At 67.4% G+C, this 22,545-nt stretch carries 20 protein-coding genes and 1 riboswitch; of the genes, 10 read left to right on the top strand and 10 right to left on the bottom strand.

Features of this window, described 5'->3' with window-relative positions; translation table 11 throughout:
• Nucleotides 1-107 precede the first annotated feature (107 nt).
• Both ACFXKN_RS22210 and ACFXKN_RS22205 read left to right on the top strand, forming a co-directional pair.
• Complete coding sequence (locus ACFXKN_RS22210; RefSeq protein WP_379433728.1) at nt 108-1,658, top strand: aldehyde dehydrogenase family protein; 1,551 nt, start codon at nt 108-110, stop codon at nt 1,656-1,658.
• A 386-nt stretch (nt 1,659-2,044) separates the two neighbouring features.
• The gene (locus ACFXKN_RS22205) at nt 2,045-2,941 is read left to right on the top strand and encodes a LysR family transcriptional regulator (protein ID WP_378962416.1); all 897 of its coding nucleotides are present in this window, start codon (nt 2,045-2,047) and stop codon (nt 2,939-2,941) included.
• A 46-nt stretch (nt 2,942-2,987) separates the two neighbouring features.
• On the opposite strand, the gene ACFXKN_RS22200 is transcribed toward ACFXKN_RS22205, so the two are convergent.
• A complete protein-coding gene (locus ACFXKN_RS22200; RefSeq protein ID WP_379433768.1) occupies nt 2,988-4,337 on the bottom strand; it encodes an amidase in 1,350 nt (449 codons plus the stop codon).
• 223 nt (nt 4,338-4,560) lie between these two features.
• Between ACFXKN_RS22200 and ACFXKN_RS22195 the strand changes: the two genes are divergently transcribed.
• Entirely contained in the window at nt 4,561-6,957 is a 2,397-nt protein-coding gene (locus ACFXKN_RS22195; protein WP_379433727.1) for a protein kinase, read from the top strand.
• 90 nt (nt 6,958-7,047) lie between these two features.
• A complete protein-coding gene (locus ACFXKN_RS22190; protein ID WP_379433726.1) occupies nt 7,048-8,979 on the top strand; it encodes a serine/threonine-protein kinase in 1,932 nt (643 codons plus the stop codon).
• Here ACFXKN_RS22190 and hpt read toward each other — a convergent pair.
• The 4 genes from hpt to dacB all read right to left on the bottom strand — a co-directional run bounded on the left by hpt (nt 8,945) and on the right by dacB (nt 13,368).
• The gene (gene hpt, locus ACFXKN_RS22185) at nt 8,945-9,496 is read right to left on the bottom strand and encodes a hypoxanthine phosphoribosyltransferase (protein WP_378962379.1); all 552 of its coding nucleotides are present in this window, start codon (nt 9,494-9,496) and stop codon (nt 8,945-8,947) included. The two genes, ACFXKN_RS22190 and hpt, sit on opposite strands and share 35 nt — an antisense overlap.
• A 24-nt stretch (nt 9,497-9,520) precedes the next feature.
• Nucleotides 9,521-10,630, bottom strand: a complete 1,110-nt coding sequence (gene tilS / locus ACFXKN_RS22180) for a tRNA lysidine(34) synthetase TilS (RefSeq protein ID WP_379433767.1) — start codon at nt 10,628-10,630, stop codon at nt 9,521-9,523.
• 205 nt (nt 10,631-10,835) lie between these two features.
• Nucleotides 10,836-11,897 (bottom strand): zinc-dependent metalloprotease, encoded by a 1,062-nt coding sequence (locus ACFXKN_RS22175; RefSeq protein ID WP_378962367.1) that lies wholly within the window; start codon nt 11,895-11,897, stop codon nt 10,836-10,838.
• A 13-nt stretch (nt 11,898-11,910) separates the two neighbouring features.
• Nucleotides 11,911-13,368, bottom strand: coding sequence for a D-alanyl-D-alanine carboxypeptidase/D-alanyl-D-alanine-endopeptidase (gene dacB, locus ACFXKN_RS22170; protein ID WP_378962363.1), 1,458 nt, complete (start codon nt 13,366-13,368; stop codon nt 11,911-11,913).
• A 165-nt stretch (nt 13,369-13,533) separates the two neighbouring features.
• Here dacB and ACFXKN_RS22165 point away from each other — a divergent pair, with 165 nt between their 5' ends.
• Nucleotides 13,534-14,022 (top strand): inorganic diphosphatase, encoded by a 489-nt coding sequence (locus tag ACFXKN_RS22165; RefSeq protein WP_266297542.1) that lies wholly within the window; start codon nt 13,534-13,536, stop codon nt 14,020-14,022.
• Between the two features lie 63 nt (nt 14,023-14,085).
• On the opposite strand, the gene ACFXKN_RS22160 is transcribed toward ACFXKN_RS22165, so the two are convergent.
• The 3 genes from ACFXKN_RS22160 to ACFXKN_RS22150 all read right to left on the bottom strand — a co-directional run bounded on the left by ACFXKN_RS22160 (nt 14,086) and on the right by ACFXKN_RS22150 (nt 17,180).
• Entirely contained in the window at nt 14,086-15,777 is a 1,692-nt protein-coding gene (locus ACFXKN_RS22160; RefSeq protein ID WP_378962348.1) for an MDR family MFS transporter, read from the bottom strand.
• A complete protein-coding gene (locus ACFXKN_RS22155) occupies nt 15,774-16,271 on the bottom strand; it encodes a MarR family winged helix-turn-helix transcriptional regulator (protein ID WP_378962333.1) in 498 nt (165 codons plus the stop codon). Before ACFXKN_RS22155 ends, ACFXKN_RS22160 begins: the two co-directional genes overlap by 4 nt.
• A gap of 87 nt (nt 16,272-16,358) precedes the next feature.
• A complete protein-coding gene (locus tag ACFXKN_RS22150; RefSeq protein ID WP_378962315.1) occupies nt 16,359-17,180 on the bottom strand; it encodes a crotonase/enoyl-CoA hydratase family protein in 822 nt (273 codons plus the stop codon).
• A gap of 152 nt (nt 17,181-17,332) precedes the next feature.
• Between ACFXKN_RS22150 and ACFXKN_RS22145 the strand changes: the two genes are divergently transcribed.
• Entirely contained in the window at nt 17,333-17,809 is a 477-nt protein-coding gene (locus ACFXKN_RS22145; protein ID WP_378962304.1) for a YbaK/EbsC family protein, read from the top strand.
• 1 nt (nt 17,810) lies between these two features.
• Here the strand turns inward: ACFXKN_RS22145 and ACFXKN_RS22140 are convergent, their stop codons facing one another.
• Nucleotides 17,811-18,953: a Fic family protein gene (locus tag ACFXKN_RS22140; RefSeq protein ID WP_378962273.1), complete on the bottom strand. Its 1,143-nt coding sequence runs from the start codon at nt 18,951-18,953 to the stop codon at nt 17,811-17,813.
• Between the two features lie 196 nt (nt 18,954-19,149).
• Here ACFXKN_RS22140 and ACFXKN_RS22135 point away from each other — a divergent pair, with 196 nt between their 5' ends.
• The 3 genes from ACFXKN_RS22135 (at nt 19,150) to ACFXKN_RS22125 (ending at nt 20,216) form a co-directional block, all read left to right on the top strand.
• A complete protein-coding gene (locus ACFXKN_RS22135; protein ID WP_378962759.1) occupies nt 19,150-19,617 on the top strand; it encodes a flavin reductase family protein in 468 nt (155 codons plus the stop codon).
• 79 nt (nt 19,618-19,696) lie between these two features.
• Nucleotides 19,697-19,954: a type II toxin-antitoxin system Phd/YefM family antitoxin gene (locus ACFXKN_RS22130; protein WP_378962266.1), complete on the top strand. Its 258-nt coding sequence runs from the start codon at nt 19,697-19,699 to the stop codon at nt 19,952-19,954.
• Nucleotides 19,947-20,216: a Txe/YoeB family addiction module toxin gene (locus ACFXKN_RS22125; protein WP_378962242.1), complete on the top strand. Its 270-nt coding sequence runs from the start codon at nt 19,947-19,949 to the stop codon at nt 20,214-20,216. Before ACFXKN_RS22130 ends, ACFXKN_RS22125 begins: the two co-directional genes overlap by 8 nt.
• Before the next feature lie 7 nt (nt 20,217-20,223).
• Here the strand turns inward: ACFXKN_RS22125 and ACFXKN_RS22120 are convergent, their stop codons facing one another.
• Entirely contained in the window at nt 20,224-21,540 is a 1,317-nt protein-coding gene (locus ACFXKN_RS22120) for an aminotransferase class V-fold PLP-dependent enzyme (protein WP_378962230.1), read from the bottom strand.
• Between the two features lie 43 nt (nt 21,541-21,583).
• A riboswitch (SAM riboswitch) is annotated at nt 21,584-21,698 on the bottom strand.
• 271 nt (nt 21,699-21,969) lie between these two features.
• On the opposite strand from ACFXKN_RS22120, the gene ACFXKN_RS22115 reads away from it, so the two are divergent.
• On the top strand, nt 21,970-22,404 hold the full coding sequence (locus tag ACFXKN_RS22115; protein ID WP_378962221.1) for a MarR family winged helix-turn-helix transcriptional regulator: 435 nt from the start codon (nt 21,970-21,972) through the stop codon (nt 22,402-22,404).
• Nucleotides 22,405-22,545: the final 141 nt, after the last annotated feature.

Raw genomic sequence — 22,545 nt, 5'->3', positions numbered from 1 at the left:
GTATCGCACCGACTTATTACTCTTGAGTAGGAACGCCGTCTCCTGTTGGTTGGGGCGCGCGCGATAGTCGGTGAGCAGAATTCTTGACAATGCGTGAGGAGCGACCGGTGAGCGAACTCGACAAGACCGCCTCGGTGATCGAAGTACACAATCCGGCGACGGGCGAACTCGCCGGTACCGTACCGGTCACCACGCCGGACGACGTGGCGGCCGCGGTGCGGGAACTGCGCCTTTACCAGCCCGAATGGGAGGCGATCGGACCGGCGGGCCGCAAGATGTGGCTGCTGAAGATGCAGGACTGGCTGATCGACAACACCGAGCACCTGGCCGCGGTGCTGCAGTCCGAGACCGCCAAGCCGCGCGTCGACGCGATCATCGATCCGGCGTTCGCGGTCGACATCCTCGGCTACTACGCGCGCCGGGCGGGCAAGTTCCTCGCCGACGAGCACCCGTCCCCGCACAGCCCGCTCGCGCGGGTGAAGTCGCTGACCGTCGCCTACCGGCCCTATCCCGTGGTCGGGGTGATCACGCCGTGGAACTTCCCGCTCGCGATGCCCGCGATCGATGTGTTCCCCGCGCTGGCGGCCGGTGCCGCGGTGATCCTCAAGCCGTCGGAGGTGACGCCGCTGTCCGCGGTGGAGCTGGCCCGCGGCTGGGCCGAGATCGGTGCCCCACCGGTGTTCAAGGTGGTCACCGGCGCGGGCGCGACCGGTGCGGCCGTCGTCGACAACGCCGACTACATCCAGTTCACCGGTTCCACCGCGACCGGCCGCAAGATCGCGGCCACCTGCGCGGAGCGGATGGTGCCCTACAGCCTCGAGCTCGGCGGTAAGGATCCGGCGATCGTGCTCGCCGACGCCGACATCGACCGCGCCGCGCACGGCATCGCCTTCGGCGGCATGTTCAACGCCGGGCAGGTGTGCATCTCGGTCGAGCGGGTCTACGTCGAGGCGCCGGTCTACGACGAGTTCGTCACGAAGCTGACCGCGGCGGTCGCCGCATTGCGCCAGGGCGCCGACGGTCGCGCATCGAAGCACGACGTCGGCGCGCTGGCCAACGAGAACCAGGTGCTGATCGTGCAGCGCCACGTCGACGACGCGGTGGCGGCGGGCGCCCGGGTGACCACCGGCGGCAAACGCACCGGTGTCGGTACTTTCTTCGAGCCGACCGTGCTCGTCGATGTGGACCATTCGATGTCGTGCGTCGCCGAGGAGACCTTCGGACCCACGCTGCCGGTGATGAAGGTGGCCGATGAGGCCGAGGCGATCCGGCTGGCCAACGATTCGATCTACGGCCTCTCGGCATCGGTCTGGACGGGCGACAAGGCACGCGGCGAACGCGTGGCCAGGCAGTTGAACACGGGCGCGGTGAACATCAACGACGTGTTCTCGAATCTGTTCAATCCCGCGATGCCGATGGGCGGCTGGGGCCTATCCGGCGTCGGCGCGCGCTGGGGTGGCGCCTCGGGCCTGCGGAAATACTGTCGCGCGCAGGCGATGACGAAGCCGAAGCTGCCGACCATGGGCAAGGAATTGTTCTGGTACCCGTACGACATGAACAAGCTGGTCGTCGCGGTCGCCGCGATGCGGGCCGCCGGTGCGCGTGGGATGCGCCGGATCGACCTGCCGACGGTGCTGCGCCTCAAGAAGAGCGAGTAGCTGTTTTCCGGCTGCGACGCGCATTCGCTCGCAGCCGGATTCGTCGCTCCGAAACTCGTTTGTGATCAACGTCACCCCCTAACCTTCCCCGTGGCGAGCGCCGTGGTCAGCGGCACCTTTCGGCGCGCACGACAGCGCGGCAGCGCGGCCCACATCCGGGCGGCGAGTGTGAACGTCGACGCATTTTCGCTGGTCAGCCGCCCAGCTTCACTGCCGAACCGCCCAACGACCGATCGCCGTGAACAAAAGACAATCCGATGGTGCAGCTCACCATGCCAGGCCATATGCTGTGCATTACCAACCTGGTGACTGTTTTGATCCACCTCCGCGAACTTCCTTGCCCGTTTCGGCTGGATTTTCCCGACCGATTCTGATAGCAAGGTGCTATGGACCCGCATTTGCGCGATCTGCGGTATTTCGTCGCCGTCGCCGAGGAACTGCATTTCACCAACGCCGCACAGCGGTTGCACATCGCTCAGCCGACGTTGTCACGCCAGATCCGCCAGCTCGAACGCCAGCTCGACGTGGTCCTTTTCGACCGCAACCAGCGCAGTGTCGCCCTGACTGTCGCCGGTAAGGAACTCCTCGAAGGCGCACGCAAGATCCTCGAGCTGTGGGAGGTGACCAACGTGTCCCTCCAGGAAGCAGGCGAGGTGCTGCGCGTCGGGATCCAGTCCGCGCTCGGCCGCGGTCTGCTCAACGACCTCGAGAGCGCGAGCGGTCACCGCCTCGCCCTGCACGCCGCGTCCTGGAACGACCCGTCCAGTGGCCTGGCCGGTCGACAGGCCGATCTGTCGCTGGTGTGGCTGCCCTTGCCCGACCCCAACCGTTATCGCTGGCAGGTGCTGCGCACCGAGCCGCGCTGGGTGCTGCTGCCCGAGTCGCACCCGCTGGCCGAGCAGGACAGCATCGACTTCGCCGATCTGCTCGACGAGCCCTTCGTCGCCCTGCCCACCGAGGCGGGCGCGGTCCGCGACTTCTGGCTCGGCAACGATGCCCGTGGCGGCAAGGCGGCCAAGATCGGCGCCGAGGCGGCCACCCCCGAGGACAAGCTCGAGGCCGTGAGTCTCGGCCTCGGCGTGTGTCTGCTGGCCGAGAACAATGTGCCGATGTACCGCTGGCCCGGGCTGACCGCGCGTCCGGTCGCCGGTCTCACCCCGTGTGAGCTGGCGGTGGCGTGGCGGGCCGATGACACGCGCCCGACCATCCTGGAATTCGCCGCTCGCGCCGTCGACGGCGGCTTCTCCGAGCCGACGCCGCAGCCGCAGCCGATCGCGGTCTAAAGGACACAGGCGCTCCTCGACTGACCATGGCCGGAGCGAAGTACGCCTAGTTCGACAGTTCCAATTGGGCGGCGAGGCCGAGCAAAGTGGCCTCGCTCCCCGGCGGACCCACCAGTTGCGCGGCCAACGGGGTGTGCGCCTCGGGGTGCGTGCCCATCGGCAGTGACGCAGCGGGCCAGCCGAGCAGATTCCACAGCCCGGTGAACGGCGCGTAGCGCGCCGAGGACACGACATTCGCGAGCCAACCGCGCCCGCTCCACTGCCTGGCCTTCGGCGGCGGCGCGGCGAGCGTCGGAGTGATCACCACGTCGAAGTCTTCGAAGAATTCGAGCAGTCTGGCTTCGGTCCGGTCGACCTGGCTGGGGCGGACCAGGCCGAGACGCCGGATCACCCGGCCGAGCGCCAGATGACGCCGGGTGCGTTGCTGGAGTAGTTCGGGGTTCGCGAGCGTGTCGGCGTCGGCCAGACCCGCGCTCGGCCAGCGCAGCAGCATCAACAGCGCCGCGTCGCCGTAGGGCAGCTCGACCGGTTGCACCTCGTGCCCGGCCACTGCCGCGCGCGCACCCGCGGTGCGCGCCGCCGCCGTCCAATGCCGATCCATGCGGACCAGTCGCGACGGCGGAGCCACGGCCAGTCCGATGCGTAGTCGCTGTGGCTTGCGTAGTTCGGCCAGGTCGGAGCGGCCCGCCAGCACCGAAAGCGCCAGTGCCGCGTCCGACACCGTCGTCGCGAGGACGCCGTTCTCGGCCAGTCCCGCCCAGGAGTCAGCGCCGATCTGCGAGGGCACGACGTGTCTACCCGGCTTGATTCCGAAAACTCCGCACGCCGCCGCGGGCACCCGGATCGAGCCGAGGCCGTCGTTGCCGTGCGCGATCGGGACGAGTCCGGCGGCCACCGCCGCGGCCGCGCCACCCGAGGATCCACCCGATGACCGGCCGACATCGCGTGGATTGCGCGTGACGCATCCTGCGGAGTCGGTACTCGCCCACATGCCGAGTTCGGGCATGGCCGTCAACCCGACAACGATCGCGCCCGCGGCCCGCAACCTGGCCACCACCGGGTGATCGACGCCGGCCGGCTCGGCGGAGGTGGCCGCCGAACCCGCGCGGGTCGGCTCCCCTGTCACCGCGATGTTCTGCTTCACCGCCACCGGCACACCGGCCAGCGGCAGCTCGTCGAGGTCTTGTCGGGCGGCGAGTTCGCGCGCTTCGGCTCTGGCCCGCTCGGCTCGCACCACCGTGAACGCGTTGATCTTGCGATTCTCCGAGGCGATGCGGGCGAGCGCGTCGGCGGTGACGTCGGCGGGCGTGATGGTGCCCGCGCGAACCCGGGCAGCCAGTGCCGCGGCGGGGCCGCCGATGGGGTATTCGTCGCCAGGAGGGCGGGACGAGTCCATCGTCACCTCAGCGTCCGTTACGCCGTCGTCGTCGACGGACTCCCATGCTACCGCTGTGAGGTCTTCGTTCATCTGCGGATTCGCCCCCGTCGCATGGTCGTCGAAATTCGGGTGATCAGCTCTAGAGGCGCAAGTTATCATTTCTAGTACAGCTCTCCGGCGATGGCGGCGGGTGTGGCGGAATGAATTTCGCACCGATCCGCGCGAACACTTAGGTCGGTTGATGAGCGATAGCACCGGAAGCGGGGAACAACCCGACGAGACACCTGGTCGGGCCACGAATGTGCGCGTCGACATGGTCGAGGCGTTCGCCGCCGCGTGGGGCACGGCCGCCGAGCGCCCGCCCGAGATCGCCGAGTTCCTCCCCGACGCCGCCACCTTGCGCGCGCAGGCGCTGCACGAACTGATCCGGGTCGACCTGCGCCAGCGCTGGCTGCATCACACCGGCACCGACATCGCACGCAAGCGGCTGATCCACTACTGCGCCGAGTTCCCCGAACTCGATCGCGCGACGCTGCCCGCCGGGCTGGTGTTCGAGGAATTCGTCATCCGCAGACACAGCGGCGAACGCGTCGATCCGCGCGATTGTCTGCGCGAATACCCCGAGCAAGCGGTCAGTTTGCGCGGCCTGCTCAATACCGACGAGCTCGACCAGAGCACCCATCGGTCCGACGATCCCGACGCGACGATGAACCCAACGCCGGACTCGACTCGTAGTACCCACGTGACCAGCCCGCAGCTCGACCTCACCGCGACCGCCACGTCGGCCGCGACGGTCGCGCACTCCGGGCCGGGAGAGTTCGAGCCGCTCGACCGCATCGAAGTCGGCCAGCGCATCGGTGATTTCGAACTGCTCACCGGGCTCGGTGCCGGTGCGTTCGCGCGCGTCTTCCTGGCCCGGCAGACCTCGATGCAGCGTCTGGTCGCGGTGAAGATCTCCGCCGACCGCGGCACCGAACCCCAGACCCTGGCCCAGCTCGACCACGACTACATCGTGCGCGTGTTCGACCAACGGCTGCTCGACACCGACTCGGCCCCCTCGGGTTCGCGTCGCCTTCGCCTGCTCTACATGCAGTTCCTGCCCGGCGGCACCCTGCTCGGCCTGCTGCGCTGGGTCCGCGAGACCCCACCCGCCGAGCGCAGCGGCAAACTGCTGCTCGACGCGGTGGACGCGGCCATGGCGGAGAAGGGCGAGATCCGCCCGACCGATTCGAGCGTGCGGTCCGAAATCGCCGCACTGAGCTGGCCGGAAACGGTCGCCTGGCTGGGCAGGCGGCTGGCCGAGGCGCTGGATTACGCGGCCGCGCACGGGGTCTTGCACCGCGATGTGAAACCGGCGAATGTGCTGCTCACCGCTGAGGGCGTGCCCAAGCTCGCCGACTTCAACATCAGTTTCAGCCGCACCGTCGCAGGCACCAGCCCGGTGGCCTACTTCGGCGGATCGCTGTCCTACATGTCGCCCGAACAGCTGGAGGCCTGTCACCCCGGCCTCGGCCGCACCGCCGCCGACCTCGATACCCGCAGCGATATCTTCTCCCTCGGCGTCGTCCTGTGGGAACTGCTGACCGGCGCGAAGCCGTTCGACGACAGCACCGCCGAAGCCGAGGGTCGTGGCGACGAAACCACTCTCGAGGCGATGCTCGAACGACGAACACTCGGCGTCGACCCGGCCGCGCTCGAGCGGGTTCCGGCGAACTGTCCCACTGCCCTGCGCCGCGTTCTGCTGACCTGCCTCGACCCGGACAGGTCGCGTCGCTGGGCCGACGGTGGCGTACTGACCAAACAGTTCGACCTGTGCCTGGACGCCCGCGCCCGCGACCTCGTCGACCCGCCGCCGAAGAGCTGGCGGATGCAGTGGCGCAAGTGGCCGTTGCTGGTGATGATCCTGGCGATCGGCGTTCCCAACGCACTGGCATCCTGGTACAACATTGCGCACAATCAGAATCTGGTGGTGAGCCGGCTCAGTGAGACCGCCCAGCAATCGTTCGTCGTGATCACCGCCGGCGTGAACGTGGTCTTCTTCCCACTCGGTGCCGCGGTGCTCATCTACCTCGCCCGTTTCGTGCTCTCCGTGCCGCGCGGGCTTCGCCACGGCCGCCGCTACGACCCAGAAATCCTGCGCCGCACCAGGCACGACACCCTGCGCATCGGCGACCGGGTCGTGATCGTCGTGTTCTCGCTGTGGGCGGTCTCAGGACTCACCTTCCCGATCGCACTGCAATTGGCCGCCGGTGACGTCCCCGTCCGCGCCGTGGTCCACTTCCTCGCATCCCTGCTGGTCTGCGGCGCGATAGCCGTCGCGTACCCGTTCTTCCTCGTGACGTACTACCTGGTCCGCTGCATCTACCCGATCTTCCTTCGGCACGGTGAGATCAGCACCGACGACAGCACCTGGCTGCGCGGGCTGAGCCGCCGCTGCACCTGGTACCTCGCGGTAGCGGCCTCGGTGCCCCTGCTCGCCGTCGCGGGTGTCACCTTCCTCCCGCCCGGCGATATCCCGGCCGTGATCGTCGCCGTTCGGGTCCTCTGCGTCGGCGGCATCTTCGCCTTCATCGCCTCCTACCTGCTGTTCCGGGCACTCGAAGCCGACTTGAAAGCCCTGGAACGCGTAGTCAGCTGACTGATACCGGCGCGGATGAACTTCCGTGCGTCGGCAGGCGGTCAGCAGATCGTGATGAACTATCGGCCGGGCGCGTCCGTACCACCGAGCGTGAGCTCAACACGTCTCAGCGAGGTGACCCGGCCCGCGCTCGATCGGACCGACGCCGCGCATCCGGAGGATCGGCGCGGTCTGGACCGGATCGAGGTCGGTCTGCGGATCGGGGACTTCGAGCTGCTCACAGAGCTGGGGGCGGGCGCGTTCGCCCGGGTTTTCCTGGCCCGCCAGCGGTCGATGCAGCGGCTTGTCGCGGTCAAGATCTCGGCGGATACCGGCACCGAACCACAAACGCTGGCCCAACTCGACCACGACTTCATCGTGCGCGTATTCGACCAGCAACTGCTCGACCAGCCCACCGACGGGTCACCCCGGCTGCGGATGCTGTACATGGAGCTCGTCCCGGGGGGCACGCTGCTGGGCCTGCTGCGCTGGGTCCGCGCGAGCCCGCCGACCGAGCGCACGGGCGAGCTCCTGCTCGACGCCGTCGACGCGGCGATGGAGGAGAAGGGCGAGATCCGCCCGGCCGACTCCGCCGTGCGCGCCGAGATCGCGCGGCTGAGCTGGCCGGAGACGGTCGCGTGGCTGGGCAGCAGACTGGCCGCCGCCCTGCATCACGCGGCCGACAACGGCGTACTTCATCGGGACGTGAAACCGGCCAATGTACTGCTCACCGCCGAGGGCGTGCCGAAACTGGCCGACTTCAACATCAGCTTCAGCCGCTCGGTACCCGACGCGAGCCCGACGTCGTACTTCGGTGGGTCACTGGCATACATGTCACCCGAGCAGCTCGAAGCCGGTCACCCTCGAAACGACCGCACCGCCGCCGACCTCGACACGCGCGCCGACATCTACTCTCTCGGCGTACTGCTGTGGGAACTGCTGACCGGCGTGAAACCGTTCGACGACACGACCGTCACCGACAGCGACCGGCACACCGAGCTCGGACTGGACGCCGCGCTGGAGCGGCGGGCAGCGGGTATCGCTCCGGCAGCCCTCGACCTGATGCCCGCTGACTGCCCGGCTGCGTTACAGCGAGTGCTTCTCACCTGTCTGGCCGCCGATCGTGCGGACCGTTGGGACGACGGCGACATGCTGGCGGCCCAGCTCGACCTCTGCCTCGACCCGCACGCTCGCGACCTGACCGATCCACCACCCCGCAGCTGGCGAATCCGCTTGCAGCCGTATCTGTTTCCGCTTCTGGCGCTGTCGATCGCGCTCCCGAATCTGATCGCCGCCTACTACCAGCGCCAGCTGAATACGGCGCTGATCCATAGCGGACTCGCCCCCGAGACCGGGGCGACCCAGCGGGCCGTCTCCAATATCGCGAATCTGGTCTTCTTCTCCGCCGGCGCCGTGGTCCTGATCTACCAGGGGCGTCGGCTGCTGACCATCCCGCGCCGAATACGCACCGGAAGCCGCTGCGACCCCGCCACCCTCGACCGGGCCCGCCAAGATTGTCTGCGGCTGGGCCATCAGGCCGTCGTGGTGGTGTCGGCGCTGTGGCTCGCCGCCGCCGCGCTCTACGCGATCACCCTTCGAATAGTCGACGGGGCACTGCCCGTGCACACCGCGTTGCACCTACTGCTGGTCGGGGTGATCTGCGCGGCCATGGCGATGACGTACCCGTTCTTCCTGATCACCATGTATCTGGTGCGCTGCGTGTATCCGGCGTTACTGCGGCACGGTCGCTACTTCCGCGATGACCGGCGGTTGCTGGCGACGCTGGCCAGGCGCTGCCGGCGCTATCTCGTCATCGCCGCATCGATCCCGCTGTTGGTGGTGGCCAGCGCGACCTTTCTGCCGATGCCGGACCTACTGAGGACGCTCACCCCGCTCCGCACGATCTGTGTGGGCGGGGCGATCGGGTTCGTCGCGTCCTACGTGTTGTTCCGGATCATCGAGGCCGACCTCGGTGCCCTGGCAAGGTGGTCGGTTCGCGGCGAGTGGGTCAGGAATAGACCTTCGGGTCCAAAGTCCCGATGAACGGCAGGTCGCGGTAGCGCTCGGCGTAGTCGAGGCCGTAGCCGACGACGAATTCGTTGGGGATGTCGAAGCCGACAAGGGCGACGTCGACGGGGGTGCGCAAGGCATCGGGCTTGCGGAGCAGGGTGACTACTTCCAGCGAGGCCGGGTTGCGGGTGGACAGGTTGCGCTTGAGCCAGGACAGGGTCAGACCCGAGTCGATGATGTCCTCGACGATCAGGACGTTGCGGCCCGCGATGTCCTTGTCCAGGTCCTTCATGATCCGCACCACGCCCGAGGACGAGGTGGACGACCCGTAGGACGACACGGCCATGAACTCGAGCTGGGTGGGAATCGGCAGCGCCCTGGCGAAGTCGGTCATGAAGAAGATCGCGCCCTTGAGGACACAGATCAGCAGGAGGTCGCCTTCGGGGGAATCGGGCGGGTATCGCTTGGCGACGAGCTCGGCCAGTTCCTCGATCTTGGCTTTGATCTCGTCTTCGGTGATCAGCACCGATGCGATGTCGTCTCCGTACACGGAAGTGGGTGTCCCTTCGTGGCATCAAATGCGCGGCTGTGCTCGCACCGCCAGCGTGCCATGTTCACGCGTCACGACCAACCTGTGGTCCCTCGATCCGCCTCCCACGGCCACCCCGCCCTGTCCACGCCAATTACTCACCAGCTCATCGATCGCCTGTAAATGGCCATTCATGAGCCCGGCGATCCCCTGATCGGCGAGCCAGAGTCGTACGGCCCGGCGACGCAGTGCTGCGGGTGCAGTGGCAAGGATCTCGGTCGAGAGAGTGGGTCGATCGTTGTCGTCGACGCCACTGCGCGTCGCTGAGCCGGACCGGTCGCCCGTGCCGGGTCCGCGCGCCACCGTGTCGTCGGACCGATCGCCGCTCGCGCCTGGTCTGGGCACAGCAGCGGAGTCGGGCGACCGGCCGTACCTGCGTGCCGCGCGAAACAGCTCGTCGGCGTAGGCATCGAGGACCGCCCCATCCGCACGGAGCTGATCGGCGGTGCGAACCAGCGCCTTGGCCACGCCGCCACCCAGCACCTCCTCGAGCAGCGGCAGCACTTCATTACGCACGCGCACCCGGGTGTACCTGAGGTCCGCGTTGTGTGGGTCGTCCCACGGTTCGATCCCGAGATCCGCGCACATCTGCACCGTCTGCGCCCGCCGCACCCCGAGCAACGGACGCCCCCAGGGCGAATTCCACGCCACCATCCCCTGAATAGACCGACTACCGGACCCGCGAGCCAATCCGAGCAACACCGTCTCGGCCTGATCATCGAGCGTGTGCCCGAGCAACACCGGCCGCCCGTCGCGCACCGACGCCAACGCCGCATACCGAGCCGTCCGAGCCGCCGCCTCCACACCCCCCTCGCGCCCCACCTCGACGGGCACAACCATCGCCCCAACACACCCGAGCCCCATCGCTTGCTCAGCCGCCCGAGCGGCCACCTCGCCAGACCCCTCCTGCAACCGGTGATCGACGACCACCACGGTCACCTCACCCGCCTCGACAACAGCGGCAGCCACCAAAGCCAGCGAATCAGCCCCACCGGACAACCCGACGACGACCGGCCCACGCCCGCCCTGCCCCGCAACCCATTCCCGCACACCCCGCCGCACAGCGAGCACCGCAGGCGTCTCCGGCAGGCGAATCTCACGAGACGATGTCGGCAGCCGCGGTCCACCACCAGATCGCCCGGCACTACCGCGCCCGTCCGCGTGAGTCATCTGTGCAGGCTACCGAGGCCGACGACGGACCACCGTGAGTACATGGGCCGCTCACCGGGCAGGGGCTGACTCACCGCGACGAACACTGACGCAGCCGAGTCCGGCGTACAACGCTGGGAGGCGGAAACGCCTACCCGAGTACCCGGCGAATCCATCGCTCCGGATCGTCGACCTCGTCCAGCAACGGCAGCGTGTCCGCGTTCGTCCACACCGTGTTGAACTCCGCGACCCCCACCCGCTCGACCACCGCGTCCACGAACTTCTTGCCTCGGACGTACTGCGCGACCTTCGCATCCACCCCGAGCAGCGCCCTGAGTAACCGCTGAATCGGATTCGACGGCCGCTGCCTGCGCCGATCGAAGGCCGCCCGGATATCGGCGACAGTCGGCACCACGGCCGGTCCCACCGCGTCCATCACATGATCGGCGTGCCCCTCGAGCAGCGTGCCGAGCATCAACAGCCGATCGAGCGCCTCTCGCTGCGGGGGCGCCTGGGCCGCACGCAACAGCCCGACCACGCCACGGCTGTTCGGATCGTCGGCGTTGTCACCATTGCGCCGAGCCCGCACCTCACCGACCAACCGGGTGAGCATCTCGCTCATCGGCTCCTCGCCGACCTCGCTCATGATGTCCACATTGGTGCGCATATACCCGGCCAGCCAGGGCGCCGACGAGAACTGCACCCGGTGGGTCACCTCGTGCAGGCACACCCACAACCGGAAGTCGCTCGGATCGACGCCGAGCGCCCGTTCGACACCGAGAATATTGGGCGCGACCAGCAGCAAGGTGCCGTCCTCGCCGGTGAACGGGTCGTACTGCCCGAGAATCGCGGTGGACAGGAACGCCAGCATCGTCCCGGCCTGGACGCCCGCGGGTTTCCCGACGAGCTTGCCGCCGTCGGCGGAATCGATGCCGGTGAGCACAGCCATCGAATCGGCGGCCGCGGAGATCCACCCCGGCCGGTCGACGATCCGTGCCTCCGGCACCGGCCGATCGTCGAGCAACCCGCTGACCTCACGCACCGGCAGTTCGGCCAGCACCGAGGCCGACGCCAACTCGGCGACGACCTGCTCCGCCGTCGCCCTGGACACGCGCGGCCCGGAGGGCGCCAGCAGCGCCCCGGTCCGCGCGGCCAGCCGCCAATCCACCGTTCCGCTGAATCCGGAACTCTTGCGTTCGGTCTTGTCGGTCATCGCCACCTGTTCTCTACGAGCATCCGCAGTTGCGCAGGGCACCCGCCACCGCGTCGAGCGCCGGCCTGCTCTGCTCCGGCAACCGGTCGTTCGACATGAGCGCGAAGGTGAGCACCCGCCCATCGCGGTCGAGTACATATCCGACCAACGCGCTGGCCACGCTCAGAGTTCCGGTCTTGGCCCGCACCCATCCCGCGCCCTGCCGGTTCTGTGTGACGAAGCGCGGCGCGAGCGTGCCGGTGCCGCCCGCGACGGGCAGGTAATCCAGCATCGGCGCGAGAGCCGCTGCGCGCGGGTCGTTTTCGGGCCTGGCCTGGGTTCCGGCGGGCACCACTGCCGCGGTGCCGGTCGGCTCGGCCGCGGTCGCGACGATCGAATCGAGCAGCTTCGGCGACACCCGGTCATCGACGGAAAGCCCGCTGCTGTCGGCCAGATGCAGGCCGGTGATATCGAATCCGGCCGCCGACAGGGCCGCCGAGGTAGCCGCGACCGCTCCGGCGAAGGAGGCAGGCTGTCCCGACGCTACCGCCAGCTCACGTCCGATGGTCTCGGCCAGCACATTGTCGGAATGAATCATCATGTCGTGCAGGCGAACTCGCAGAGGTGCCGACTCGACCTTCGCGATCTGAGCTCCGTTCTGCGCGGCCGGACCGACCCGCACGGCGGCCGGGTCGATACCCAGCTCGGCAGCCAGCGCCCGACCCGCGTCGAGCGCTGGGTTCGCGGTGCGCGGGGAATAGTCGGCCGACGGATCGAACCGGCCCCCATCGAGCATGATCGGTTCGATCGGCGCGATCGACCCTTCCGGAATGTCGATCGGATCCCAGCCCGAAGCCATGGTCGGCCCGGAGTAGGCGGATGTGTCGACCACGATCGCGTTCGCCTGCCTGCCCGCGGCCCGCACCTGCGCGGCCAGATCCGAGATCCGCGCGCCGTCGGTGTAGTAGCCGCCTGCGGCCTGCGTGGTCAGCGTCGGATCCCCGCCCGCGACCAGCACCAGCTCGCCGGGCGCACCGGCGAGCACCTTCGTGACCACCCGCTGATCATCGGGCAAGGTCAGCAATGCGGCCGCGACCAGCATGATCTTCGCCGTCGACGACGGAATCATGGCCTTGGCCTGATCCTGACCCCACAACACCGCCCCACTGCTCGGATCGGTGACCTGCCCGGCGAACGCACCGAGATCAGGGTTACCGACCACCGGAGCGAGTGCCGCGGCGATCCCCGCCATCGTCGGCGCTGGCGCGTCCGAGCGGGCAGGCGCCACCTCGGGAAACACCTGGCCCGTATCCGGCGGCGGCGCCACGGTGAGCCCGCCGTGCCGGAATTCCGGCGTCCAGGGCTGGGCGATCGCCGCGAAACCGCCCGCGATCACCAGTAGCGCGACGACCACCGCCGACAACCAGATCCAGCGGGACCCGCGGCGCCCCTGCACCGGTGATCCCGGATTGCTGCCGCCTGTATCGACCACGACTCGTGTCTCCCTCAACGCCGTCCGACACGCCTCGACTGCGCGACTACAGCCGCCTGCCGCACCGGTGTACCAGCACACCACACTATCCTCGTTGCGCAACGGTTCCCCAGAACGATCTGGCGATTCGGCACAGACCAGCACTCGAACGAGCAAGGAGATGGCGTGGAGTTCGACGTCACCATCGAGATTCCCAAGGGTTCTCGGAACAAGTACGAGGTCGATCACGAGAGCGGCCGGGTCAAGCTCGACCGGTACCTGTACACCTCCATGGGCTACCCGGCCGATTACGGCTTCATCGAGAACACCCTCGGCGAGGACGGCGACCCGCTCGACGCGCTGGTGCTGCTGCCCGAGTCGGTGTTCCCTGGCGTGATCGTCGAGGCCCGCCCGGTCGGCGTCTACCGCATGACCGACGAGGCCGGTGGCGACGACAAGGTGCTGTGTGTCCCCGCGGGCGACCCGCGCTGGGACCACATCCAGGACCTGGGCGACGTCTCGGAGTTCGAACTGTCGGCGATCAAGCACTTCTTCGAGCGCTACAAGGATCTCGAGCCCGGCAAGTACGTCGAGGGTTCGGAGTGGCTGGGCCGCGCCGAGGCCGAGAAGATCATCGACGAGTCCTTCGCCCGGCTGAAGGAATCCGGCCACTGAGCCGATAGACCTACGAAAAGCGGGAAGTCCGAAGAGTTTTCGGACTTCCCGCTTTCGTATCCCCTAGGTCACTTCCTTGCCCACCCCTTCGGCGGGCTTCGCGTTGCCCGCGGCCTGGATCCCGCCCGACATCCGCAGCGGGACTTCCTTCCAGAACAACACGAGCAACAGCGCGATCAGCGCGACGGCGGCCGCGACGAGGAACACCGTCGACATCGAGTCGGCGAAGCCCACCTGGAACGGCTTGGCCAGGTCGGGGTCGAGCTGCTGGATGATCGAGCTGTCCTGCAGCACCTTGCCCGCGGCCGAAGTGTCGTGTGCGAGCAGGCCCTTGGCCAGCGCGGCATCGGCCGGATTGGTGCTCCGCGCACCTTCGATCACGGCCTGCTGGTAGGCGGGATCCGCCGCCGCCTGCTGCATTTCGGCGGTGATATTCGGCGTGAGCAGCGAGAACAGGATCGACAGGAACACCGCCGCACCGAGGGTGCCACCGATCTGGCGGAAGAAGGTCGCCGACGCGGTGGACACACCCATGTCCTTGGGCGGCAACGCGTTCTGCAGTGCCAGGGTCAGCGGCTGCATGAGGTTGCCGAGGCCGAAGCCGGTGACCGCCATGAACACCATCGCCAGCCACAGCGGGCTGTCGGCGCCGAGCAGATGCAGCAGGAACAACCCGAGCGTCAGCATGATCGCGCCGATCAGCGGGAAGGCCCGGTAGCGGCCGGTTTTCGAGATCAGCCGACCCGAGAGGATCGAACCGGTCATCAACCCGAGCACCATCGGAAGCATCTGCAGACCGGCCTCGGTCGGCCCGGCACCGCGCACCACCTGCAGGTACTGCGGCAGCAGCAGCATGCCGCCGAACATCGCCGCACCGACGACGAACGAGATCACCACGCCGAGCGCGAAGGTCACGTTGCTGAAGATCCGCAACGGGATCAACGCCGCGTCGCCCATGAACTTCTCGATCGCGACGAAGCCGACGAGGCCGATCGCGCCGATCGCGTAGCAGATCAACGAAGAGATACTGCTCCAGCCCCATTCGCGTCCTTGTTCGGCCACGATCAGCAGCGGAACCAGGCCGACCGCGAGCACGATCGCACCCGCGAAGTCGATGCGGTGGGTGGCGTGCGGCTTGCGCGGCAGGTTCAGCACCCGGGTCACCACCACCAGCGCGAGCAGCCCCAGCGGCACGTTCACCAGAAACACCCAGCGCCAGCCGGTGATACCGAGAATGGTGTCCTGCCCGGCCAGCAGGCCACCGAGCACCGGCCCGAGCACACTCGAAATGCCGAACACGGCGAGGAAATAGCCCTGATAGCGGGCGCGTTCGCGGGGTCCGATGATGTCGCCCATGATGGCCAGCGCCAGCGACATCAGTCCGCCCGCACCCAGCCCTTGGAACGCGCGGAACGCGGCCAGCTGATACATCGAAGTAGCCAACGTACACAGCAGCGAACCGACGATGAACAGGCCGATCGCCGCCAGGAAGAACGGCTTTCGGCCGAACATATCCGAGAGTTTGCCGTAGAGCGGGGTACTGATCGTCGCCGTGATCAGGTAGGCCGTGGTTGCCCAGGCCTGCAGCGAGTAGCCGTCCAGGTCGTCGGCGATGGTGCGGATGGAGGTCGACACGATCGTCTGATCGAGTGATGCCAGCAGCATGCCGAGCATCAAGCCGGACAGGATGGTGAGGATCTGGCGATGGGTGAAGCCGGCGGGCGAGTCCACCGTTGGCGCGGCTGTGGTTGTCACGAATCGTTCTCCGTCGGGGTGATGCTCATGGCATGTGGCCGGGCGAGCAGGGTCGCGCGGGCGTGGTCGTAGTCGTTCACGAAGCGGGTGAGCAGGCCGGCGAAACTCGCGCGGTCGGCGGATGACCAGTCGTCGGTGATGAACGCGATGTTGTCTTGACTGCGCGCCCGGATGCGCGCGGCGACTTCGTGGCCTTCGTCGGTGGCGAGTAGCACGGTCGCGCGGCCGTCGTCGGGGTCGGCGGTGCGCACCACCAGTCCTCGTTCGACCAGCTGCGCGACCTGCCTGCTCACCGTCGACGCGTCCGAATGCACCGCGTCGGCCAGTGCCCCCGAGCGCATCGCGCCGTCACACACCAGCCGGAACAGCACGACGAATCCGGCCGGGTCGACACCCGAGCGGTCTTTTATCTGGGCCAATGATCGGTCGCGGAGGCGGTGCAGCCGGACGAGCTGGGAGGCGATCGTCTCGATCGCCTGGTCGGGCTCGCTCATCTCTCCCCTTTGCTTGCATCATACAATTAGTTGTGTGATGCAAGTATGTAGACAGAACGGTCACCGGGGCAACCGTTTGACCTGCCTTTACTCGCCCTTGAACTCCGGCGCGCGCTTCTGGAACACCGCCGCGATCGCCTCGGGCAGATCCTTCGACGGCAGGAACGCCGCGTTCCACGTCGACACATAACGCAGGCCGTCGGCCACCGCCGGGCTGGTCCGCTGCTCGAGCACGTCCTTGATGCCCTGCACCACCAGCGGCGGGTTGGCCGCGATCTCGCGCGCCATCGCGTGCGCTGCGGCCAGCACGGCCTCCTGATCGGCGAACACCTCGTTCACCAGACCCATCCGCTCGGCGCGCACCGCGTCGATGTCCTTGGCGGTGAAGGCCAGCTCACGCAGATTGCCCTCGCCGATGATGCCGGGCAGCCGCTGCAGCGAACCCATGTCGGCAACGATCGCGACCTTCGCCTCGCGCAGGCTGAACTTGGCGTCCGCGCTGGCCAGACGGATATCGGCAGCCGTGATCAGGTCGAGGCCACCGCCGATGCACCAGCCCGACACCGCCGCGATCACCGGCTTGGTGCACTCGGCCAGCGCCGTGATCGAGTCCTGCATCCGGCGGATCTCCTTGAGGAACTCCGTGCGCGGCGCCGCCTTGGCGTCGTCGGCCAGCACCGGAGCCAGCAATTCCCCGGTCGCGGGCAGGTCGAGGCCGAACGAGAAGTGCTTGCCCGACCCGGTGAGGACCACGGCCCGCACCTGCGGGTCCGCGTCGAGCTCGGCGAAGACTTCCGGCAGCTCGCGCCAGAAATCGGGTCCCATCGCATTGCCCTTGCCCGGCCCGGTCAGCGTGACCTGGGCAACGTTGTCGGCGATCTCGACGGTAAAGGCTTTCCATTCGCTCATGCCCTGATTATTGCCACCGTGCCAACCACTGGGCCCCGCACCCCCGACCTCGAGGAGGGGGCGGCGGCACCGACCGTCGGGGCCGCGAACTCGAGCACGCCAGTGCTCCAGTTACACAGCATATTTCCCGCAATCGACCTACTCTGGATGACATGCGCAGGTCGTCATTACCGCCGGTCGCATGCCGGGTCGCGGAAACTCTGATCGCCCGAGGGCACCACGGCGTCATCGTCTGCCCCGACACGCCTGCCCCCACCGCGGCCGATGCGGCCCGCGCCATGGGCGCCCAGCCCACCGCGATCCTCACCGCCCAGGTCTTCCTTCTCGACAACGACCCGGTCCTGCTCCTGGTCGCCGACCACCACCACGTGGACCTCGCCCGCACCGGCAAACGCCTCGACGGCACCCTCACCCACGCCCCCACCGCCCTGGCCGAACGCGTCACCGGCCAGCCCATCGACGGCACGGCCCCCCTCGGCCACCCCACCAACCTCCCCACCTGGGTAGATACCGCCCTGGCTGCCCACCCCGAAGTCTGGGCAGCGGGAGGTCACCCGAACACGGTGTTCCGCACCAACTTCCGCGAACTGGTCCGCATCACCGCGGGCTTACCGATCGAGATCGACTGAGTCAGTCGCGGTCACGATACGGGTCGATCAGCGCGGTAGGCGTTCGCGCTATTTCGAGCATCCGCCCCGGAAACCGTTCACCTGCAACGTAGTAGCGAGCCCTCGTGCGACCGACGGGGGCCAGAACCTCCCGCTTCACCAGATCACGAAGGTCGCGTTGCGCTTGCTGCATACTCAACCCCTCCGCCTGCTCGTAGCGGGTGCGGCGAACACGGCCCGCCATGGCCACGTCATGCAGAGCCGAAACGATCCGCTCTTCCGAGTTGGTCTCGCGCAGGTAGTCCGAAGCCACGTCCCACACCCGACGCGAGCTCTCAGCTCGGATCCGTACCGTCTGCGCCTGCTGGTGGTACGCGGTCAGATTGAACCGAAGCCATTCGCCAACATCCTGGTTCGGCCGGAATTCGCTACCTCGACGATTCAGAACCTGGTAGTACTCCCAGGTGTTTCCGGGCTCTCCCAACCATGCCTCGATCGAGGAGAACTCCGGCGCGAGCACCCCCTCGCGCGCAATCATCAGCGTCTGCAGTGACCGAGACATACGCCCGTTGCCGTCCGCCCACGGGTGAATAGATACCAAGTGCAGGTGCGCCATTGCTGCACGCACAAGCGGATGGGACGTCGCCGGTTCGTTGAGCCAGTCGATCAGCTCCGCGATCAGCGCGGGAACCTCTTCGGCGGGCGGCGCGGTATACGCGGCGACCTGCGGATTTCGAGCACTGGTCACGTACACCGGTCCGCGGCGCCACTGCCCAGCCGGTTTGCGCATCGAATGTCGATGCCCTTGCAGCATCCAGTGCAGCGCATTGAGAAAGCCCGCGCTGTAGGCGAAGCCCTCGACATCGTGCAGCGTCTGGATGTAGGTCATCATCCGCGCATAGGCGGCCGTCTCGGCGCGGTTCTCCTCCGACACGTCGACGTCACGCTCGCCCGCGAGCACATCTTCCACATCAACGGTCGAGACCTTGAATCCTTCGATCGAGTTCGAGGCCGACACGGCGTCTGCGGTGAGGAACTTGCGAAGCCCGCCCACCCAAACCGCGGGCAGGCTCCGAAGCTCGAACCGCAAGTCCGCGCGCATCTGATCGACCTCAGCCAGCACTTCGAGGTCGATAGAAGACAGAGTGGGGGTCGGATAGATCATGACGAAATGATGTCATGACGCCATGATTAAATCAATCTTTATTACCGTGATTTGAAACAACCCGACCGGATAAGGCTGCGACCCCAGCGAAACCCGGGCGTAGTTTGGGGCGGTGGGCGATGCGCAACCTTCCCGGACCGGCTTCACGGTTCCCGATGATCTGAGTCCGATCACGGCCGAGCAGTACCGGGGCTCGATGCGGCACTATCCCGCCGGAGTCACCGTGGTGACGATCGGTTCGGCGACCGGCCCGGTGGGCTTCACCGCGACCTCGTTCGCCTCCCTGTCCCTGGAACCACCCCTGGTGTCGTTCAATATCGCGCACACCTCATCGAGCATCGACGCGCTGCGAGCCGCGGACTCGGTGGTGATCCATTTCCTGGGCGAACACCAACAACACCTGGCCCACCGCTTCTCCCGCACCGCCGCCGACCGCTTCACCGACCGCGCCCTCTGGACCACCCTCGACACCGGCGAACCGGTCCTGCACGGCACCCCCATCTGGCTCCGCACCACCGTCCACAAACTCATCGACCTGGGCGACCACACCCTCGCGGTAGGCCTGGTAACCCGAGTCCACGACCAAACCGAAGAATCCCCCTCAGCGGCCCCGCTGCTCTACTACAAGGGCAAATACCACCGCCCCACCGCCCTCGACACCTGAGACGCCCCGCCGTGATCGCGTTCGACAGACCAACCTCATAGTCGTACTATATTTCGTACGACTACAGAGTGAGGCTTCGATGACTGCACTACCGATCTCGACCGCCCGCCAGAACTTGTTCAAGCTCGTTCAGCAGGTCAATGACGACCACGACACAGTCACTGTCGTAACCAAGTCAGGCGAGAACGCCGTGCTGGTCTCCGAGGCCGATTGGAACTCCATCCAAGAGACTCTGTACGTCCTTGCCACACACGGCGGCGTCCGACTCCTCGAGTCGGCACGAGACGCGCGCGATGGGAAGTTCGAGGCCCATGAGCTGATTGATCCAGATGCCTGACCGCAAGCTAGCGTTCAGCGCCTTCGGGTGGGAGACGTACACCTCGTGGCTCATGAGAGATCGCACCGTCCTCAAGGCTGCCAATAAGGTCATCGCCGCGGCTCTGGCGAACCCTTTCGAGGGCATCGGCAAGCCCGAACCACTGAAGCATCATCTTGCGGGGAACTGGTCCCGTCGAATTACCAGAGAACACCGAATGGTCTACTACGTCACCGATTCCGAAATAGTCGTCATCGGTGTCGGCGGCCACTACGACGAGTAGTTCGCCCCTACCCGATCAAACAGGGGGCCGCGCCTTCGGGGGAAGAGGCGGTGAGGGGGCGGGTTTCGGGGGTGGGGTTCCAGTGGCCGTCGGTGGCGGCGTAGGTCCAGGTGGGGCCGTTGGTGACCAAAGTGGAGACCGCTTCGATCAGGCGGTCTACGTCGGCGGCGGTGGTGCCGAGGCCGATGCTGGCTCGGAGCGCGGCGTCGAGGCCGAGGCTGGTGAGCAGCGGGTGGGCGCAGAAACGGCCGTCGCGGATGCCGATGGCGTGTTCGGCGGAGAGGTAGGCGGCGACCTTGCCGGGGGCGTAGTCGGCGATGGTGAAGGCGACGATGCCGACACAGTCGGGGCTGTCGGACCAGATATTGACCAGGTTCACGCCGGGGACCGCGGACAGGCCATCGCGGAGACGGTCGGCCAGGAAGCGTTCGTGGGCAACGAGTTCGGTGGGGTCGATCGCGGCGAGCGCGTCGCAGGCGGCGGCGATAGCGGCCGCGCCGAGCACGTTCGGCGAACCGGCCTCGTGCCGCTGCGGCGCGCAAGCCCATTCGACCTCTGACACACCGACATTGCGCACCGCACCGCCGCCTGCCAGGTACGGCTCGCCCTGGTCCAGCCAGTCCCGCCTGCCAACGAGCACGCCCGAACCGAACGGCGCGTACAGCTTGTGCCCGGAGAACGCGAGGTAGTCGATCCCGCTCTCGCGCAAGGAGATCCGCCGATGCGGCGCCAACTGCGCCGCATCGACGAGGATGCGGGCACCACACAGGTGGGCGATGGTCGCGAGCCGTTCCAGCGGCAGCACCTCACCGGTGACATTGGATGCCCCGGTCACCGCGAGCAACGCGGCAGGCTTGCTGCACAGCTCGGCGACGATCCGCTGAATCGTCTCCTCGACGGTGTCGGCGGCCCGCACGACCCGGCGACCGTGCGCGGTCCACGGCAGGAAGTTGGCGTGGTGCTCGATATCGAGGACCACGGTCTCCCCCGGCACGCACCCGGCCAGCAGGTTCAGCGAATCGGTGGTGTTGCGGGTGAACACGACGACCTGGTCGGCGTCGGCGTCGAGGAACCGGGCGACCGCGCCACGAGAAGCCTCGTAGCACTCGGTCGAGATCCGCGAGGCGTACCCCGCGCCCCGATGCACGCTGGCGTAGAACGGCAGCAACTGCGAAATCCGGTCGGTAACCTGCTTCAACGCCGGCGCACTCGCCGCGTAGTCGAAGTTCGCGTAGGAGCTGGTGCCGCCTTGAACGAGCGGAACCCGCAGGTCAGCACCGGAAACGGCGGCGATGGCACAGGTGGGGTCGATTACAGCGGTCATGACGAAATCCCGTCGGCTCAGGGACCCGCTCCAGAAGAGGTGAGGTCCGCGCTTGCCGCGTCCAATTCGGACGTCGGCCTGGTCGTCACCCGGAGCACCCCACCGCGGAGGAGGGTTGCCGACCAGCAAGCCGGGGCTGAACGCTGGTACTCGTGACCTGCAACGAGAGTGACAGACGGCAGCCGGACCTGTCAACCACCCACCACCGACTGCGCCCCGAGTCCGCGCCGACGCCGCACGACATCTCCCGGTTCAGCACGACGGCCGGGCCGTTTCGACCGCAGCGGGAAATCGGCTGTCCGCGTGCGATTTACCCTGACAAGATTGCCGCGAGTTGCCCGGTCACGCCCATTCCTCAACCATCTATGCACCCCATGATGGAGCATCCAAATGATTGGGCTCCTCCACTATTTGCTATAGTTCCCGCTCATGTCCACGAACACGAACTCCGTCCGCGGCCTGCCGCGCTATCCGGTGTACGCGCTCGGCCGGCTCACCAAGGCGCTACACGCCGAGATCGACGTCCCGTTGCGTGATCACTGGGTGCTCACCTTCATCTCCGAAAACGCCGACCTGACGCAGAAGAAAGTGGGCGACGCGCTCGGCATCGACCGCAGTGAAGTCGTCCGCCTGATCGACGCGCTGGAGCGCGCCGACCTGGTCGAACGCACCCGCGACGGCAAGGATCGCCGCAAATACCGGCTGCGGATCACCGAGGCAGGCCGCAAGCAGTGCAAGCGCACCGACAAGCTGATCGCCGAAGCCACCGCGCGCGTGCTCGGGCGCCTCGACGAAGACGAACAACGGACGCTGCACCGGCTGGCGGTCATCGCCCTCGGTGAATTGCCGGAATCGCCGTCGTGAACAGCGCCGACGGCACGCCCCGCGCTGCCGCTCGGCAACACCCGCACCGAGTACCGTTGGCATCTGGTGACCATCCTGTTTGCCCTCCGGTAACCCGCTCATGAAACAACAGACACCACCGATGGGGGTCAACCGATGAGA

The sequence above is a fragment of the Nocardia sp. NPDC059195 genome (assembly GCF_042754695.1).
Taxonomy (GTDB): Bacteria; Actinomycetota; Actinomycetes; order Mycobacteriales; family Mycobacteriaceae; genus Nocardia.
This window is presented reverse-complemented; position numbering and strand designations above follow the sequence as displayed.